This is a genomic window from Rhodanobacter sp. BL-MT-08, from assembly GCF_054161255.1.
In genome coordinates this window covers 3,943,789-3,961,813 of record NZ_CP167872.1, presented here as the reverse complement: position 1 = coordinate 3,961,813, position 18,025 = coordinate 3,943,789, and the positions used below count along the sequence as shown (strand labels likewise).

Genomic DNA, 18,025 nt, shown 5'->3' with positions numbered 1-18,025 from the left:
CGCTGGCGCCCTGACGGTTGGGCACATCACCTCGTACAAGGGAGATTCGCCATGAAAAGTCTTTCGCTTGTGGCCGCAGCGGTTCTTGCCGGGCTGCTCGCTGCGTGCTCCAGCGTGCCCTACGCCAAACGCAATAGTGACCGTTTGGCCGCCTATACGGCCGCCGCTGGCGCGCCGGTAAAAAGCTTTCGCTTCTTCACTCCGCTGTATTCCTGGGAGCCGTTGAGCGATACCCAGCTGGTGGTCTACACCAAGCCCAAGGAAGCCTATCTGCTCGACCTGGAGGCCTGCGTCAATCTGCAGGTGACCAACGGCATCGGGCTTACCTCGAATCTGGGCCAGGTCCAGGTGCGCTTTGATCGGGTCATCACCCGGTCTCCCCGCATTCCGTGCGTCATCTCGCAGATACGGCCGATCGACATGGCACATCTGAAAGCCGTGCAACAGGCGCAGCGGAAGATCGAGGCCGATCCCCGACCGGCGACCTCTGGCGCCTGATCGTTTTCGCAGGCCGGTCGCTGGCTGACAAACACGCTCAATGCAGAAACAGCTTCTCGGTGAGGCGAGCCAGCGGCTTTTCCAGCGCCGATAGCAGCCGGGCGGGCAGGTCCAGCGGCTTGAGCAGCATCTTCACCGTCATCTCTGCCGGCAGGTGTCGGCGCAGCAATCCCTGCGCGCGGTCGCTGATGCGGCGAAATTCCTTTTCGTTGCCCATGTGCTGCGGATAGCACTGGTTGAATACGTGGCGCAGGGCGATGTCGCTGTCCTCGCTCTTGATCTCGTTGACCCGGCGCAGGATCGCGCGGAACACCTTGTAGCGGCCGAAACCCTCGCGCTCGCGGTAGGCGCGAAAGTGCTGGTAGAAGTGCTTGTAGTGGCGCACCTCGTCGCTCTTTATATGGATGGTCAGCTGCTTCAGCACCGGCTCGTCGGTGATGTCGTGCAGCGCGCGATACAGGCTGGCGGTGCCGGTTTCCACCACGCAGCGCGCCGCCAGCTCCAGCCCGCGATTGGGCTCCAGCTGCTCCGACGTGCAGACGGCGGCGTAGTCGTTCCAGAACGCGGTGAAGCCCTGCTCCCAGTCGAATTCCGGCCAGACCTTGCGCACGTAGGCGGCCAGCGCGCGGCCGTGCTGCAGTTCTTCGTGTTCCCAGTGCTCGCTGAGCCAGGTCTGCAATGCTTCATCGCCGGCAAAGTGGTCGACCAGGTTCTGCATGTAAAGATCCGAGCCGCTTTCCACGAACGACGAGCTGCACAGCAGAAAAAATAGATCCTCGTGATGGCGTATGCGCGCGATCTGGATGTTGTCCAGATCGAGACTCTCCAGAGTCCAGGGCATGGGGTGATAGCTCAACGTGCCGTTTCCCGTCAGTGATGCGTGAGCGTTGCCGCGGCAACTGCTGCGGTATGCAGGCGGCGCGCTCTCGAAAGTCGATGCGACAGCATACGGCCTGATTTCCGCACCGGATTAACGCAGGCCCACCTGTGCTGCGCACCACGCAGCTGAAAGGGCGAGTACGCGCAGCAAACGTGTTCCAGCCTTGACGCTTATCGCACCACGGTGACCGGCACGTGCGCCCGCGCCAGCACGTTGCCCGACACCGAGCCCATCAGCCAGCGCGCCAATGCGCCGCGCTCGGTGTGGCCGATCACGATATGGTCCACACCATGTTGATCGATCTGGCCCAGCAGCACGTCGCCCGGGCTGCCGTGGATCAGTTCGATGTCGAGCAGGTCGGCAGCGTCCGGCACGATCTGCGCCAGCTCGTCGTGCAGCTCCTTCACGCGGCGGCTGCCGGAGTCGGCCATCATCAGCGTGCACGCGTCGACCCCGCCCTCGGCCACCTGCAGCACGGAAACCACGCGCACGCGTCCGCCCCCGGCACGCGCCAGATCGACCGCAAAATCCAGCGCCCGCCGCGATGCCTGGGAACCGTCGTAGCCAACCAGCGAGTACTTGACCATAAGTTTCCTTTTTCACCGCGGGCGAAGATGGGAAAAACACCTGCAAAACCAATAAACGCGACCATGCCAGAAAACCGGCGCGCAGGATTACTTTGCCGCGAAATGGGCCAGTTGGAAATGCTGCGCCGTCGCAACGCCCGGCGCCGTCGCCGGCCCCTGTCTGCAGCGGTCAGTCAGGAATCTGAACGGGCGCAGGTGCGTGCACATCGTCATCACGCTCACCTGAACAATCTTGACCTCCCTGACGCGGCTTCACTTTTGTGAAGGCTTCGAAACCGCATCGGCATGGCATTCCATTTTTCCCTCATGCAATCACTTAAGGAGACGACGATGATCAAGCGTACTTTTGGAACGGCCGCTCTGGTGCTGGCTCTGGCCGGCGGCATGACCGCTTTGCCCACTTCGAACGCCCAGGCCGATACCGGCACGGTGAAGTGCCATCTGCGCTTCAACCTGGCCGGCTGGTCCCTGATCTACAAGCACGCCGAAGGCAACGGTACCGTGCGTTGCGACAACGGTCAGCGCGCCAACGTCAAGATCGCCGTCGTTGGCGGCGGTCTTACCGCCGGCAAGTACAAGATCAACAATGGCACGGGCGAAATCAGTACGGTCCACGGCATCAAGGACGTGTTCGGCGACTACGCGCAGGCTGGTGCTGACGCGGGTCTGGTCAAGAGCGCCAACGCGCAGGTGCTGACCAAGGGCACCACGTCGCTCGCTCTGGCCGGTACCGGTGAGGGTGTGAACCTGGGTATCTCGGCCGGCAAGTTCACCATCTCGCCGCGCTAATTCTCGGCAGCCGTTGGATGATTTGACGAAGGGCGCCGCATGGCGCCCTTCGCTTTTCTGCGCGTACACTCGCGCGTCGAGTTATGCCCATTTTTCTCATCTGGAGATTCCGTCATGTTTCGTCTGTCCCGTTTGCTGGTGTTGATTCTCGGCTTGGCGCTTGCCGGTGGAAGCCTCATGTCATCCGCCGCTGCGGCCGACAGCGCCGCGGGACTGCAGGTCGGACAGAAGGCGCCGGCGTTCCGTCTCGAAGATCAGAACGGCAAGTGGGTCACGCCCGCGGATTTTCACGGCCGTTATCTGGTGATGTATTTCTACCCCAAGGACTTCACCGGCGGCTGCACCACCGAGGTGTGCACCTTCCGTGACGACATCGCGAAGCTGCGCAAGGCCGGTGCCAGCGTGGTCGGCGTAAGCCTGGACAACGTGAAGTCGCACGCGGAATTTGCGGCCAAATATCACGTGCCCTTTCCGCTGCTGGCCGACTCGGATCGTTCGGTGGCAACCAGCTACGGTGTGCTGACATCGGATGGTGGCGTTCATTACGCCAAGCGCACCACGTTTCTGATTGATCCGCAGGGCCGTATCGCCAAGATTTATGTGGACGTCGATCCGGAGAAGAACTCCGGGCAGGTGCTGACCGATCTGACCGCACTCAAAGCGGCGCCGTAATGCCGGTCGCCGTTTCTTCCGATGTATCGACGCGTACGCGCGGTCCGATGCTGTGGCGCGTGGAGGTGTGGATATTGTTGCTGGTATCGGCTTTCGGCTCCCTGCAGTACATCAAGCACATGCAGAACGTGTGGGGCCAGCTGCGGGACAATCCTTCGCTGCAGCCTGCCGACCTCGATGCGCTTCACGGCATGCTTGGCTGGGATGCGGCGTATCTGCTGGTGGCGTTCGTGCTCATCGTGATCTGCGCCGGCTGCATCATGCGCCAGGCCTGGGCCAGGCCGTGCATGCGCGTGGCGGCGGTGCTGCTGGCTGTCTGGCTGTTGATTACCGGGTATCTGCAGTTGCGCGATCTGCAGGCGCTCGGCGCGAACAGCGCCGCCATCCTGGCGCAGGCCCAGCAGCAGGGCACTGCCGGCGCGGCGCAAATGCTGGTGCGATTGCAGCGCGGCTATCAGCTGGCGCTGGTGTTCAAGGCGGTGGGTTTGATCGCGCTGCTTTGGCTGGCCAAGAAGCTTGGCCAGCCATTGGTACGCATGCAATTTCGCTCGCGCCGTTGAGCTGGCAGCGTAAGCGAAGCTGGTGATAGCCTTTACGAACTGACCGAGGGGACACGGATGAAGCGATTATCGGCGCTGTTGTTATGCACGATTTTATCTGCAGTTGCGCTGGCAGATGGCGCAGCTTCCGCGCGCAAGCGGGCAGTTGGCAGCATGGTGGTTACGGGTCACATAGAGGTGTCGCAAGATGGCAGTGTAGGCCGATATGACATCGATCGATCGTCCAAATTGCCGCCGGCTGTTGTTCAGCTGATAGCCAAAAGCATACCGCGCTGGCAATTCGAGCCGGTCGTGGAGAACGGCAAGCCAGTTATTGCAAAATCAACAATGAGTTTGCGCGTGATTGCCAGCCCGGTTGCCGGTGGCAAATATGCCGTGAGCATTTCCGGAGCTGATTTCGGACAGGAGATGCTTAAACCTGGAGCAAGTTCTCCGACGGATGTGCCCAGTGAAAAGAATGCACCCAAGCCCTCCTACCCACCGGACCTGGTGGCAGAGCATGTGACTGGAACCGTCTATGTCCTGCTCCGAATCAATCGCGCAGGAAACATTGAGGACGCAACGGCTCAACAGGTTAATCTGCGTTTGGCGGCGAGTGATATGGACATGCACAGGTACCGCAGCCAGCTTGCATTGGCGGCGACTTCTGCGCTGAAACATTGGACTTTCAACATACCCACGACGGGCAAGCACGCAGATGATGGCAATTGGTTTGCACGTGTGCCGGTCGACTTCAATATAGAGGGAAACGGATATGGTCCTCCCGGTTATGGCGAATGGGATGTTTACGTCCCAGGCCCGATTGAGTCGGCACCCTGGATAGACAGTCTGCCTAAAATAACGGATGACAAGCTACTGACGGAAAACGTGGATGCAACCCCGGCGGGCGGCAGCTTTTTCTCGTCTGGTGGGCTGCATTTGATCACGAAGCTCAACGGCGGCTAGGTGTATCGGACAACCGTTGTCTTTTGAGCTGATCGAGCCTTCAGCCACGCCCGTTCAGCGTGGGTTCGCCGCTCGCAGAATATCGCTGATGGCGCTCTCACAAGGACTTCGCCAATGCACGTTCCGAGTTCAACCGCCGCGCTCTTGCTCGCGCTGGCGATTAGTCCTGTTTATGCGCAGGACCTGGCCTCCACCTGCCACGCGTCGAGCAGCTACGACGTCACCCTCAACGCAGACAGCGTGGTTTTCGATCGCGCTACGCCGGCCCCCTTGCGGGTCGAGATTCAGCGTGGCTCGCTGCGCACCGATGGAATCATGGTTCAGCTCAATGCGGAGAATCGGGATCGCATGACCCTGTTCGAGCGCGACCTGCGCGCATTGGCGCCACGTGTGCGGGCGGTCGCGCAGAACGGCGTGGACATGGCGGTGCAAGCGGTCCGCGCCGAGGCTGCCGGCATGCATCTGAGTGCGGCCACGCGAAGCGAGCTCGAGCAGCGGCTGAACGACCACGCCCGAGACCTCAAGCGGCGCATCGCTGCCAGCCGCAGCACACATGACTGGGATGGTGACGCCATCGGCCAGTACGCCAACCAGATTGCCGCAGACTTGATGCCGCTGATTGCCAGCGATATGGGCCAGCAGGCGATCGACGCGGTGTTGAGCGGCGATCTCCAGGCAGCGTCCGATCTGCGTGACCAGGCGGCCAGCCTTTCCACGCAGATCCAGCCGCGCCTGCTGCGGCGCATGCAGGCGCTGCGTCCGCAGATTCAGGCTTTGTGTCCTTCGATTGAGGCGCTGAGCGAGCTGCAGGAGGGCATGCGTGGCAGTAACGGTCAGCCGCTCGATCTGGTGCAGACCACCCAGTGATCGCGTTTGTGGGGAAGTCCGGGAGGCGCAGCCGACTCCACGCTGACCGGGTTTCGATCGATTCCGTGCGATTTATCTGGTGCTAAGTCGCCGAGGCAGACCATGGCGTCAGGAATACCAGCCCATCCTCAGGAGGTGGCCATGTCCTCGACGTTGCCCCAGAGCACCTACAACACCTTGATTCAGCGCAGCATCGATCTGCTCAACTTGTACCGGCGGGCGGCTTCGTCGTGCGAGCCGGGACTCAAGGTCATTCTCGATGAAAACGCCCAGACGCTGGATGCCATGATTACCGACCTGCAGACGCAGCTTCGCGCCAGCGGCGGCAATCCCAGTAGCGCGGGTACTTTGCGTGGTGCGCTGCGCCGCCATATCGCCGGCTCTCTGAACCGGGTCGCATCGCACCGAGACGTCGCCTGGATTCGCGAGTTGTCGGACGGGGAAAGCGGCTTGCTGCGTGCGTTTGAAACCGTGGTCTCCCAGCTGCCGCCGGAGTCCGCGCTCGCCCTGCGCAGACAGCTCCCGCGGCTCAACAACATTCACCTGGACATGGACAATCTTGCCGGCACTGCGCTGTAGTTGGGTGTGGTTGTTTGTAAAGAAAGACGCGATGGCTTTTCTTAAACAAAGATCTGATTATCCCGAAAAAAGAGTCCGCTCGCGCCAATGGGTGGTGTACGCCATCACCGCTTCAACTGCACGAGACAAGTCAGCTGAATGGCCGGCCGCCGGCCTTACCTCATCCGGGCGGGCAGTTTTTAGCGGTACGGTCCGTACTCCACGCGTTTGTATGAAAAAGCAGGGCGCTGGCGCAGCTGTTCGAAGAGAGCGGGGTTGCAGTTTGTGCCCCGGCGTTTCCGTGAGTGCAACTTTTTTCCAAATATGACTATGCTTTGCCTCAGCCGTGAGCATGTTCGTCGGTCAGCCCAAAGCGGGTGCTGCGGAGCGGTCATGGCAGCGCCCCTGCTTGGGTAAAACGATCGCGCTCGATCCGATGCAAGAGGCATTGTCAGTTGACTAGATTCAAGGAGAAGCGCCATGCGTCGACTGCTTTTGATACCGCTCATGTTGATACCGCTCATGGCAATCAGCTTCGGCATTCATGCGAACGATACGCTGCGCGTCGGTCAACAGGTGTTGACGTCCGGCGATCCCGTCACGCACGTCATCGACCTGCTGGGCAGTCCGGTTTACAAGGAGCCCCTGCAGAATGAGTACGGCACGTATGTCGGCGAGCGCTGGCAATACAGGCGCGACAGCGGGCGAGTCGTGACGATTACGATCGTCGGTGGCAGGGTCGCCAATATCGAGGAAAGTCAGGCCTACTAAGCTGGCGTCGTACGGCTGGAGCCGCCGCGCGGCGCTGCGGCGTCGTCAAACTCAGGATTTCAAGCAGACAAGGAGATGTCATGCGTATTCATCGTATCGTCGTGTTTTGCTCATTCGCTGCGGCCCTGGCTGTGAGCGCCGCCAGCCACGCCGTCAGTACGCTGCGCGTCGGCAACCAGGTGCTTACCGTTGGCGACAGCGAGGTCCGCGTGACCGAGCTGCTTGGTAAACCTTCGCACAAATCGCGCAGCCGCAGCTCGCGCAGCACCCACTCCCGCAGCACCCGGCGTACCCGAGGTGGCGTACGCGTTCTGTCCAACGAAGGCCTCGGCGAAAAGTGGCAATACCGGCGCGACGATCACGTCACCACAGTGACCATCGTGGATGGCAGGGTCAGCGACATCGAAGACCGCCGCCTCTGACCGCGCTGCCACGCCGTGCGCTGGAATGCGCTGGTGAATCCGGCCGCACCGTGCGATAAACGCGAGCAAGTCGGGGAAATAGTCGTGGAGTGTGAACGTGCCGTATCCAACATCGCGCCACGCTTGGTTCGCGCGTGCCGGCCTGCTGCCGCGGGTCAGCCTGCTACGCCGGCGCGGGGAGCACCAAGAAAGCAAGGTCACCAACATCGAGCTGTTTTTCGACCTGGTCTTCGTCTATGCGGTAACCCAGCTCTCGCATACGTTGCTGCGCCAGCTGAACCTGATCGGCGCGCTGCAGGTGCTGTTGCTCTTTCTCGCTGTGTGGTGGGTCTGGATTTTCACCGGCTGGGTCACCAACTGGCTCGATCCGGAGCGGCCACTGGTGCGGGTGGCACTGCTGACCCTGATGCTGGCCGGGCTGCTGCTCTCGATGGCCATCCCGGAGGCATTCGGCGAGCGCGGCATGCTGTTCGCCGGGGCCTATGTCTTTATGCAGGTTGGGCGCACGCTGTTCATGTTGTGGGCGATCGGCGATGCGGCGCCGGCGAATACGCGGAATTTTCAGCGTATCGCCATGTGGTTGGCGGCATCGGGCGTTCTCTGGCTGCTCGGCGGACGGTTGGACGGCCAAACGCGCGTACTGCTCTGGGTCGCTGCGCTGTCGTTGGAATACCTCGGTCCCGCGCTGATGTTTGGCGTTCCAGGCCTTGGGCGATCGAGCACGGCAGATTGGAACGTCGACGGTGGCCACCTGGCCGAGCGCTGCAGTCAGTTCGTGATCATCGCGCTGGGCGAGTCGGTGCTGGTGACCGGGTCGAGTTTTGCCGAAGCGCTGCAGGCGCCTGACGCGCTGCCGGCATTCGTCAGCGCGTTTGTCGGCAGCGTGGCGATGTGGTGGATCTATTTCGATCTGGCTGCCGAGCGCGGCAGCCGCGCGATACGGCAATCGGTCGATCCGGGTCGCACGGCGCGGATCGCCTATACGTACATGCACCTGTTGATCGTTGCCGGCATCATCGTGTGCGCGGTCGCTGACGAACTGACCTTGCGTGACCCGCGCGAGCAGGCCGATCCGTTGCATACGGCTGTGTTGCTGGGCGGACCGGCGGTATATCTGATCGGCAATGCGCTCTTCAAAAAAACCGTGAATGGCACCAACCTGCCGCTATCGCACCTGATTGGTCTGGCGCTGCTCCTTGCTTTGGCGCTTACCTTCGCGCGGTGGACTATCGCATCGCTTGGCCTGGCGACAACGATCGTGCTGCTGGTAGTTGCCCTCTGGGAGATGCGCTCGCTTCGCGGCGTGCGCGAGAGGATGGATATCGATACGCCACCCTGACTCGCTTCAGCAAATTTTTCATGATCGGTTTGTTAGCGTTGGACGTTCTCCACAACGCGGACCCGGGCCATGCACGATTTTCTCGACAAGCTGCTGGGAGTGAATCTCTCCGAAAGAGTGATCCATGTCGGTCTGAATCTGTTGCTGGCACTGTTGATCCTCGTCGTCGGCATCTGGCTGGCCGCACGCCTTGCCAATTTCACCCAGCGCGCGCTGCAGCGTGCGCAGGTCGACGTCACTCTCAGCGGCTTTTTGCGCAGGGTGATTTATGGCGTGTTGATCGCCGTACTCGTCGTGATGGCGCTGACCACGGCCGGCGTGTCGCCGGCCCCGCTGGTCGCTGCGCTCGGCACGGCCGGGCTCGCGATTGGTCTGGCGCTGCAGGGCTCGCTCAGCAATCTGGCCTGGGGCGTGCTGCTGATCGTGTTCCGACCGTTTCGCGTCGGCGACTATGTGACCGCCGGCGGTATGGAAGGCACGGTCGAAAGCATCAACCTCATGCATACGCTGATCGTTCTGCCCGATAACCGCGAGGCCATCGTGCCCAACGGCAAGGTCGGCGGCGACGCCATACTCAACTTCAACCGTCGCGGCACGCGCCGTTTCGAGCTGACTGTCGGCATTGGCTACAAGGACGACATCGGCGCGGCGATGGCCGAGATCAACGCGCTGTTCGAGGCGGATCCGCGCATCCTGAAAGACCCCGCGCCGGGCGTGTGGACGAGCGCGCTGGGGGAAAGCTCGGTAGACCTGGTCGTGCGCGGGTGGACGCGCTCATCGGATTCCTGGGCGGCCAAGACCGACCTGTTGCGGGCGATCAAGGAGCATTATGACGCCGCTGGCATCAGCATGCCGTTCCCGCAGCGCGAGCTCACCGTGGTGAGTGGCGCGTTGCCCGACGGCGCTACCAAGCCGGGCTGAGGGGTGCGGCTTCCGTCGACACGCCGAGTCGGCCGCATGTGCGGCTACTGAAGCGTCACCGGCTTTCGATTGTCGCCTGACACCCGATCGATCAGTTCGTTGTACGGATCGATGCCCGCGTCGAACGGCTTGCCGTCCACCGTCACCGTGACCGTGCTGTCGCCGCTGGGCAGCATGCGCTTCTGCAGATACAGCGGCTTGCCGTCCATACCTGCGCGTGCTGGCGCGGCGAATACGCCGATCTCGATAGGCGTGTCGGGCGGCGCGTCGGTTTCCTTGCCGGTACCGTCGACGTAGACCTTGCCGGCGTGCACCTTCATCGTCACCTGGTATTGGCCGTTGGGGAGTTGCTTCGCCGTGGCGTCGGTGATGCGGTTGTCGAACAGGGTGATGTTCCAGAACAAGTCGTCCAGCAGCGGCTTCCACTTCGGGTCGACAGCGTGGCCCAGCGCGTCCATGAACTCCTTCGAAGTGGTGTAGGGCGGTTGCTGAAAACCCTTGTCGAGCAGGAACTGCTTGAGCATTTTGTTCAGTAAGGCTTCGCCGACGTAATCCTGCAGCGCGTAGAACACCAGCGAACCTTTGCGGTAATGGATGTACTGCTGGTTCTCCACTTTCGCCAGCGGTTCTTCGGCGACCTTTTCGGTGCCACGGCCGGCCAGATAAGCATCCAGCTCGTACTTCAGAAACTTGCGCATCTGGGTGGCGCCGTATTTCTGCTTCATCACCATCAGCGCCGAGTACTGCGCCAGCGATTCGCTGAGCATGGTCGAGCCTTGCATGTTCGCGCCGATCACCTGATGAGCCCACCACTGGTGCGCAACCTCGTGCGCGGTGACGTAGTAGACGTAGTCGATCTTGCGGGTGTTGCGCAGGTCGGCGATGAAACCGATCGATTCGGAGAACGGAATGGTGTTGGCGAACGACTGCGCAAAACCGGCGTAGTTGGGAAACTCCAGAATGCGCAGCTGGTGGAACTGGTAGGGCGTGTAATTGGCGTCGTAATAATCCAGCGCGTCCTTGGCGCCCTGAATCATCCGGTCCACGTTCCAGGCGTGCGCGGGGTTGTAGTAGACCGAAATATCCACCCCTTTCCACAGCGCGTGTTTCACCGCATAGCGCGCGGAGAGGTAGGCGAAGAACGGCAGCATCGGTTGATCCACGCCGTCTTTGGCATTGGCGTCCTGATTCATGGTGTAGTGGAAATAGTGCCGGCCGTTCGCCGTCCACTCTTTTTGCAGATAGCCCGGCGCCACGGCGATCTGATCGGCCGATGTCGATACCGTGGTATCGAAGCTGATCCAGTCCGCGTCGTTGCTCAGGTAGGTATTCGCACGGGCCTGTTCATCGCCTAGCCTGGGCATGCGCGGCACGTCCGTGCTCAGGCCGTATTTGCGGCGATCGTTGCGATCGGTAATCTGCTCGCTGCTCTGGTAACCGAACTGCGGCATGACGCTGTTGTTGAAAAACGTCCCGTTGTACGCAAGGAACTGGCCTTCCGGGCTGTTCGTGAAACCTCTGGGAGCGTATTCGAGTGCGAAGTCGAAACTCATCGAGGCGCCCGGAGCCAACGGCGTTTTCAGCCTGTAAATCGTGTAGCCAAGCGGCTTGTCCTCACTCACCGTTTCATGGGCTGCAAAGTCCAGTGACTTCACGGTGAACTGATCGGCAAAGTTCACATGCAGGTCGCTGATCGGTGCAGCGTGTTTGTTGGTGAGGATGTAATGGCCGCGAATCGCCAGCCTTCGTTCGTTCGGATAGATGTCCACGTCGGCCTTCACCGCGGTGATGCGCGGCTGCGGCAGATTGTCGTATTTCGCGTATTTCTTTTCGTAATCCGCATGCTGCTGCAGCTTGTCGGCGCTGCTCTGATAATGGTTGAGCACGTTGGTGTTGTAGTAGATCCAGGCACCGCTGCCGACAAAGGCGAGTAGGGCTAAAATTAGGACGGATGCCGCGGGCGCACGCAGCCGCATACGCGCTTCGCGCAGACGGTCGCGCCAGGCATCGCCGGTGCCGCGCACCCAGAACAGCGCGGCCAGCAACAGCAGCACGGCGGCGCAGCTGGCCCAGTAGAAGTCGAACCACAGGGCGGCCTTCAGAAAATGGCCGAAGCCGTTCATATCCGAATACGGCGTGTCCGGCGCGCTGCCGTAGCTGTACAGATTCTGGTCCCAGTGCAACAGGCCAAAGCCGATCTGCGCGACCAGCCACACGATGGTCAGCAGATAACCGAGAAATTTGTTGTTGGAGATCACCTGCAGAAACAGCGCCAGCACGGCCAGCAACAGAAACGGAATGGAATCCAGCGCCAGCGACCCTAGATAAAGGCCGGGTTCGATATGCGTGTAGCCATGCCCCAGCTGCCAGCCGATGCCGACCAGCGCGCCGACCAGCAGGAACGTTGCGATGACGGTCAGCAACGCGCCGAGCTTGGCTGTCAGCGGTATCCAGTCCGGCAGCGGAAATGCATCGCTGACTTCGGCCGAGCGCTGGCTGCGCTCGCGCCACACCAGCTCGCCGGCATAGAAGGTGATGATGATGTACAGCAGCCACTGGTAGCCGCCGCGAATGTTCTCCAGCACCTGATGCGTGACGGGATAGGTCGAGGTGCCGTAGATCTGGCCGGACAGCAGAAAGGCGCCCATCACGTTGGCCACGCCAAGGGCTAGCATGATCAGGAAAGGCGCGCCGCGCAGCACGCCCAGCGTGTCGAACGCGAACAGCGTGCGTAGCTGCAGCCAGTGCGTACGGGTGTCGTCGGAGAGATGCACTGGCGGCACACTCAATGACGTCGCGGCAGACAGCGGTCGCAGCATCGGCGGCTCCGCGCGCTTCTTGCGGCGGGGCAACTGCAGGCCTTCGCGATTCGGTCGAAACAGTGCAAAGGCCGCTGCCAGCAACACCACGCTGACGGCGCTCCACAGCAGCCGGTTGAACAACAGCACGCCTTCCAGCGCCGGCAATTCGTGGTTGGACTGATATGCCGACCAGTAGCGCGTGACCAAGGACATGGTGCGCGCGCCGAAGGGATCGAGCATCGCCGCAACGAAGTGATTGTTGACGTCCTTGGTCAGCTGGCCGACCACGCTTTGCAGCACGAAGTAGACGATCACCCCAACATAGGTGGCCAGCAGCGAGCGCGTGGTGGTGGCCAGCAGAAACAGCAGCGACGCGATGAACAGCATGTCCGGTATCACCATCACGCCGAACGCCCAGGCGTAGCCATGCCAGCTCGCGGGGCCGAGTCGTACCGCATCGATCCACGGCATAAAGCCGCCGACCGCGATACCCAGAGCACACGCCAGCATGATCGCCAGCGACGCCAGATAGCCGGCGGCGAAGCGCCCGCCGAGATAGGCGCCGCGGCTGATCGGCGTGCTGAAAAAAAGCTCGGCGGTGCGCAAGTCAAAGTCGCGCAGCGCGGCGCCGGCGACGAACAGCGTCACCAGAAACATGCTGAGAACGGTGAGCGCACTCATCAGCCGCACGATCACGGTGGGCGCATTGCGCAGCACGTTGCCGCTGGCGCCGCCGATGACAACGGCATCGGTGCTGACCAGCGTGAAAGCCAGCGCGCCGAAAACCAGCGCCACGATCCAGAACAGCGGTGCCTTCAGCTGCTGGCGCCATTCGAATCGGAGGATTTCGAAGAACATCAATGTTCCTGTCGCTGTGCGGGGGCTTGCGGCGAGACAAGCGCGCGAAAAAGCGCGCGCATCAAGCGGCCTGCGCCACGGCGCCCTGGGCCCGCAGCCTTCCGAAATACACGTCTTCCAGATCGGGCGCGACGGACTCGAAGCCCTCGCCTGGCCGTGAATCGGCCAGCACGTGCAGCACGGTGCGGCCACCGGCCAGTCGGGTCGACAGAATGTTCATGCGCGCGCGATAGCCATCCAGTTCGGCCTTGTCGATGCTGCGCCGCCAGACGCGGCCGTCGAGCGAGCGGATTGCTTCCATCGGCTCGCCGCTGAGCAGCACCTGGCCCTGCGCGATGATCGCCATGCGCGGGCACAGGTCGGTGACATCCTCCACGATATGCGTGGAAAGAATCACCACCACGCGTTCGCCGATTTCCGCCAGCAGGTTGAGAAAGCGGTTGCGCTCTTCCGGGTCGAGCCCGGCGGTGGGCTCGTCGACGATCACCAGCCGCGGGTCGCCGATCAGCGCCTGGGCGATGCCGAAGCGCTGGCGCATGCCGCCGGAGTAGGTGCCGAGCTTGCGCTTGCGCACGTCCCACAGGTTTACCTGGCGCAGCAGCGACTCGACCAGCTCGCGCCGCTCGGCTTTGACCGTGACGCCTTTGAGCACGGCGAAGTGATCGAGCATCGCCTCGGCCGATACCTTCGGATACACGCCGAACTCCTGCGGCAGATAGCCGAGCTTGCGCCGCGTGGCCTGCTTGTCGGCCAGCAGATCGACGCCGTCGAGCGTGATGCTGCCCGCGTCCGGATCCTGCAGCGTGGCGATGGTGCGCATCAGCGACGACTTGCCCGCGCCGTTGGGGCCGAGCAATCCGAACATACCGTGCGGAATCTCTAGCGACACGCCGCGCAGCGCGCGCACGCCATTGGCGTAGGTCTTTGACAGGTCGCGAATGATCAGCATGCTTGGCTTCCTTGACCCGCCGCGCTGTGAGCGCGTGACGGCGATAGTGAGTTCAGCGTAGGGCATCAATCGACGCTTTGCGTGCGCTCAAGGTCATGCATACGCGCGCGCATGGTAGCTGTCTTCAGGCTCCGATAACGCTGTCAAGGCAGACGGACTGCGCAGGCGTTCGTTATGATGGTGGCCTTGCCCGCGACCGCCATCCCCAGGCGGAACGCCATCGCCATTAGCAGGAGTCCCCATGGCTGATCTGAAAGAAGCCCGCGTTCCCGATATCGGCCAGTCCGACGTTCCAGTCATTGAAGTGCTGGTCAAAGCCGGTGATCGCGTCGAAAAAGAACAAAGCCTGATCACGCTGGAATCGGACAAGGCCACCATGGAAGTGCCCGCGCCGTTTGCCGGCACGGTGAAGGAAGTCAAAGTCAAAGTCGGTGACGAAGTCGCCGAAGGTACCCTGATCGCCACCATCGAAGCCGATGACGCCGGTTCGCAAGCCGCTGGACCCGCCAAGGCCGCTGCGCCGGCGCAGGCCGAGGCACCGAAGGCCGAGCCGAAGAAGGCGGAAGAAAAGCCGGTCGAAGCGGCGAAAGAGGAAACCCAACCGGTTGAAGAAAAGCCCGCCCCGATCGGCGGTCGCGCCGTGCTGCCGGGTAATGCGCCCGAGGGCGACGCGGCGCCGAGCGCGCGTCCGCCGCTGGACGCCACCATCGTGATGCCCGGCGACGCGCCGTATGCGAGCCCGGCGATTCGCGCGTTCGCGCGCGAGCTGGGCGTGGACATCGCCCAGGTCAAGGGCAGTGGCCGCGGCGGCCGCATCCAGCGCGAGGACGTCAGCGATTACGTGAAGCACGCGCTGGCGTCGGGCGCGCGTCCGGTCGTGGGCAACGCCTCGGCATCGGTCGGTGGCCTCAACCTGCTGCCGTGGCCGAAGATCGACTTTTCCAAATTCGGCGAGATCGAGGAAAAGCCGCTCTCGCGCATCCAGAAAATTTCCGGCGCCAACCTGGCGCGCAACTGGGCGATGATTCCGCACGTCACCCAGCACGACGATGCCGACATCACCGAGCTGGAAGCGTTCCGCAAGAAGCTCGGCGAAGAGAACAAGGATCTGAAGGTCACCCCGCTGGTGTTCCAGATTAAGGCCGTAGTCGCGGCGCTGAAGCAGTTTCCGCAGTTCAACGCGTCGCTGGACGAGTCCGGCGAAAAACTCATCCTGAAAAAATATTTCCATATCGGCATCGCGGTGGACACGCCCGACGGCCTGGTCGTGCCGGTGATCCGCGACTGCGACAAGAAGGGCCTGCTCGATCTGGCGCGCGAACTGGGCGAGATCTCGAAAAAGGCGCGCGAAAAGAAGCTTGGCCCGGCGGAAATGTCGGGCGGCTGCTTCTCGATCAGCTCGCTGGGCGGCATCGGCGGCACCGGCTTCACGCCGATCGTCAATGCGCCGGAAGTGGCGATTCTCGGCGTCTCCAAGGCCGCGATGAAACCGGTCTGGAACGGCAAGGAATTCGCGCCGCGCCTGCTGCTGCCGCTGTCGCTGAGCTATGACCATCGCGTCATCGACGGCGCGCTGGCCGCGCGCTTCGCGGCGTTCCTGGCGACTCAGCTGGGCGATATTCGCCGCCTGCTGCTCTGACGTCTTGGCGCCTCTCCCGGCGGGGAGGCGCCAGGGTGAGAGCGGTCGGTCGACCGCCTCCTGCCTGTGCCATACCCATACTCAAGCTACGCGCCGTTCGTGCCGCGAGCGACTATAGAAGGATGCTCTCCCATGGCCAACACCATCGAAATCAAAGTCCCCGACATCGGCGGCAACGGCAGCGTGCCGGTCATCGAAATTCTGGTGCAGGTCGGCGACACGGTCACCAAGGAACAGAGTCTGGTCACGCTGGAATCGGACAAGGCGACGATGGAGATTCCCACCAGCGTCGCGGGCGTCATCAGGGAGATCAGGCTCAAGGTCGGCGACGAGGTGTCCGAAGGCAGCGTGATTGCCATCGTCGAGACGGCAGCCGATGCTGCCGCAGCTCCGGAAGCTGCCCCATCCGAGGCGCCCAAACAGGTTGCCCCGAAAGCCGAGCCGAGCAAGACCGAGGCGCCTCAAGCCGCGCCTTCGGCTTCGCCCGCCCCTAACAGCAGCAAGCCGACCGCGCCAGCACCGAAAGCCGCCGGTGAATCCGGTCGCAAGGCCGATATCGAATGCAAACTCGTCGTGCTGGGCTCCGGTCCGGGCGGCTATACCGCGGCGTTTCGTGCGGCGGATCTTGGCGTCGACACCGTGCTGGTCGAGCGCCATGCCACGCTCGGGGGCGTCTGCCTCAACGTCGGCTGCATTCCATCCAAGGCCTTGCTGCACGCCGCCGCGGTGATCGACGAAGCCGAAGCGATGGCCGCACACGGCATCACCTTCGGCAAGCCGACCATCGAGATCGACAAGCTGCGCGAGTTCAAGACCAAGGTGGTGGGCAAGCTTACCGGCGGCCTTACGGCGATGGCCAAGCAGCGTAAGGTGCGCACGGTCGAGGGAGTGGGCGCATTTATTTCGCCGAATGAACTGGAAGTCCAGACGAAAAATGGCACGAAGCTGATCCGCTTCGAAAACGCGATCATCGCGGCCGGCTCGCAGTCGGTGAAACTGCCCTCGTTTCCCTGGGACGACGAGCGGATCATCGATTCCACCGGCGCACTGGAACTGAAGGACGTGCCGAAGAAGCTGCTCGTCGTCGGCGGCGGCATCATCGGCCTGGAAATGGCCACCGTGTATTCGGCGCTGGGTAGCGAAGTGACCGTAGTCGAGTTCATGGATCAGCTGATCCCCGGCGCCGACGCCGACCTGATCAAGCCGCTGGCGCAGCGCATGGGCAAGCGCCTCAAGGGCATCCATCTCAAGACCAAGGTGATCGAGGCCAAGGCGACCAAGAAAGGCATCGAAGTGACTTACGAAGGCGACAGCGTGCCGGAAACGACGCTGTTCGATCGCGTACTGGTCTCGGTAGGCCGCTCGCCCAATGGCGGCAAGATCGGCGCCGACAAGGCCGGCGTCGGCGTCAGCGAGCGCGGCTTCATCACCGTCGACAGCCAGATGCGAACGAATGTGCCGCACATCTTTGCCATCGGCGATCTGGTCGGCCAGCCGATGCTGGCGCATAAAGCCACGCATGAGGCCAAGGTCGCCGCCGAAGTGGTGGCCGGGCACAAGAGCTTCTTCGACGCGCGGGTGATCCCGTCGGTGGCCTACACCGACCCGGAAATCGCCTGGGTCGGCGTCAGCGAGCGGGAGGCGAAAGAAAAAGGCCTCAAGGTTGGCGTGGCGAAATTCCCCTGGGCCGCCAGCGGCCGCGCCATCGGCAACGATCGCACGGAGGGTTTCACCAAGCTGCTGTTCGATGAAGAAACCCATCGCATCGTCGGCGGCGGCATCGTCGGCCAGCACGCCGGCGACCTGATCTCCGAAGTGACGTTGGCCATCGAGATGGGCAGCGAAGCGGCCGATATCGGCCTCACCATCCACCCGCATCCGACGCTGAGCGAGTCGGTCGGCATGGCCGCGGAAATCTACGAAGGCACGATCACCGACCTGTACATGCCCAAGAAAAAATAGGGATTTT

At 62.4% G+C, this 18,025-nt stretch carries 17 protein-coding genes; 13 read left to right on the top strand and 4 right to left on the bottom strand.

Translation table 11 applies throughout. The annotated features are described in order from the left end of the window. Positions 1-51 precede the first annotated feature (51 nt). The gene (locus ACDK93_RS17695; protein ID WP_458070335.1) at positions 52-498 is read left to right on the top strand and encodes a DUF6491 family protein; all 447 of its coding nucleotides are present in this window, start codon (positions 52-54) and stop codon (positions 496-498) included. Between the two features lie 37 nt (positions 499-535). Here the strand turns inward: ACDK93_RS17695 and ACDK93_RS17690 are convergent, their stop codons facing one another. Further along, positions 536-1,339 (bottom strand): ferritin-like domain-containing protein, encoded by an 804-nt coding sequence (locus ACDK93_RS17690; RefSeq protein WP_458072521.1) that lies wholly within the window; start codon positions 1,337-1,339, stop codon positions 536-538. Positions 1,340-1,548: 209 nt separating this feature from the next. Further along, positions 1,549-1,965, bottom strand: a complete 417-nt coding sequence (locus ACDK93_RS17685; RefSeq protein WP_458070334.1) for a universal stress protein — start codon at positions 1,963-1,965, stop codon at positions 1,549-1,551. A gap of 330 nt (positions 1,966-2,295) precedes the next feature. Here ACDK93_RS17685 and ACDK93_RS17680 point away from each other — a divergent pair, with 330 nt between their 5' ends. From ACDK93_RS17680 to ACDK93_RS17635, 10 genes are all read left to right on the top strand, one after another. Further along, positions 2,296-2,754 (top strand): hypothetical protein, encoded by a 459-nt coding sequence (locus ACDK93_RS17680; protein ID WP_458070333.1) that lies wholly within the window; start codon positions 2,296-2,298, stop codon positions 2,752-2,754. Positions 2,755-2,868: 114 nt separating this feature from the next. After that, the gene (locus ACDK93_RS17675) at positions 2,869-3,426 is read left to right on the top strand and encodes a peroxiredoxin (RefSeq protein WP_458070332.1); all 558 of its coding nucleotides are present in this window, start codon (positions 2,869-2,871) and stop codon (positions 3,424-3,426) included. Then, the gene (locus ACDK93_RS17670) at positions 3,426-3,986 is read left to right on the top strand and encodes a hypothetical protein (RefSeq protein ID WP_458070331.1); all 561 of its coding nucleotides are present in this window, start codon (positions 3,426-3,428) and stop codon (positions 3,984-3,986) included. The genes ACDK93_RS17675 and ACDK93_RS17670 overlap by 1 nt, the downstream gene beginning before the upstream one ends. Before the next feature lie 57 nt (positions 3,987-4,043). Next, positions 4,044-4,931 carry an energy transducer TonB gene (locus tag ACDK93_RS17665; protein ID WP_458070330.1) on the top strand — a complete coding sequence of 296 codons (888 nt, stop codon included), beginning with the start codon at positions 4,044-4,046 and terminating at the stop codon, positions 4,929-4,931. Between the two features lie 114 nt (positions 4,932-5,045). Continuing rightward, positions 5,046-5,798 carry a DUF2884 family protein gene (locus tag ACDK93_RS17660; protein ID WP_458070329.1) on the top strand — a complete coding sequence of 251 codons (753 nt, stop codon included), beginning with the start codon at positions 5,046-5,048 and terminating at the stop codon, positions 5,796-5,798. A 141-nt stretch (positions 5,799-5,939) separates the two neighbouring features. Next, positions 5,940-6,377 (top strand): PA2169 family four-helix-bundle protein, encoded by a 438-nt coding sequence (locus tag ACDK93_RS17655; RefSeq protein WP_458070328.1) that lies wholly within the window; start codon positions 5,940-5,942, stop codon positions 6,375-6,377. 459 nt (positions 6,378-6,836) lie between these two features. Further along, on the top strand, positions 6,837-7,127 hold the full coding sequence (locus ACDK93_RS17650) for a DUF2845 domain-containing protein (RefSeq protein WP_458070327.1): 291 nt from the start codon (positions 6,837-6,839) through the stop codon (positions 7,125-7,127). An 80-nt stretch (positions 7,128-7,207) separates the two neighbouring features. Continuing rightward, on the top strand, positions 7,208-7,549 hold the full coding sequence (locus ACDK93_RS17645) for a DUF2845 domain-containing protein (protein ID WP_458070326.1): 342 nt from the start codon (positions 7,208-7,210) through the stop codon (positions 7,547-7,549). Between the two features lie 97 nt (positions 7,550-7,646). Next, entirely contained in the window at positions 7,647-8,888 is a 1,242-nt protein-coding gene (locus ACDK93_RS17640; protein WP_458070325.1) for a low temperature requirement protein A, read from the top strand. A gap of 69 nt (positions 8,889-8,957) precedes the next feature. Beyond that, positions 8,958-9,809, top strand: coding sequence for a mechanosensitive ion channel family protein (locus tag ACDK93_RS17635; protein WP_458070324.1), 852 nt, complete (start codon positions 8,958-8,960; stop codon positions 9,807-9,809). 44 nt (positions 9,810-9,853) lie between these two features. Here the strand turns inward: ACDK93_RS17635 and ACDK93_RS17630 are convergent, their stop codons facing one another. Next, the gene (locus ACDK93_RS17630) at positions 9,854-13,468 is read right to left on the bottom strand and encodes an ABC transporter permease/M1 family aminopeptidase (RefSeq protein WP_458070323.1); all 3,615 of its coding nucleotides are present in this window, start codon (positions 13,466-13,468) and stop codon (positions 9,854-9,856) included. A 61-nt stretch (positions 13,469-13,529) separates the two neighbouring features. Further along, positions 13,530-14,417, bottom strand: coding sequence for an ABC transporter ATP-binding protein (locus ACDK93_RS17625; RefSeq protein ID WP_458070322.1), 888 nt, complete (start codon positions 14,415-14,417; stop codon positions 13,530-13,532). 241 nt (positions 14,418-14,658) lie between these two features. Here ACDK93_RS17625 and aceF point away from each other — a divergent pair, with 241 nt between their 5' ends. Together aceF and lpdA are read left to right on the top strand one after the other, a co-directional pair. Further along, positions 14,659-16,056: a dihydrolipoyllysine-residue acetyltransferase gene (aceF, locus tag ACDK93_RS17620; RefSeq protein WP_458070321.1), complete on the top strand. Its 1,398-nt coding sequence runs from the start codon at positions 14,659-14,661 to the stop codon at positions 16,054-16,056. A gap of 132 nt (positions 16,057-16,188) precedes the next feature. Then, positions 16,189-18,018, top strand: coding sequence for a dihydrolipoyl dehydrogenase (gene lpdA, locus ACDK93_RS17615; RefSeq protein WP_458070320.1), 1,830 nt, complete (start codon positions 16,189-16,191; stop codon positions 18,016-18,018). The last annotated feature ends 7 nt before the right edge of the window (positions 18,019-18,025 follow it).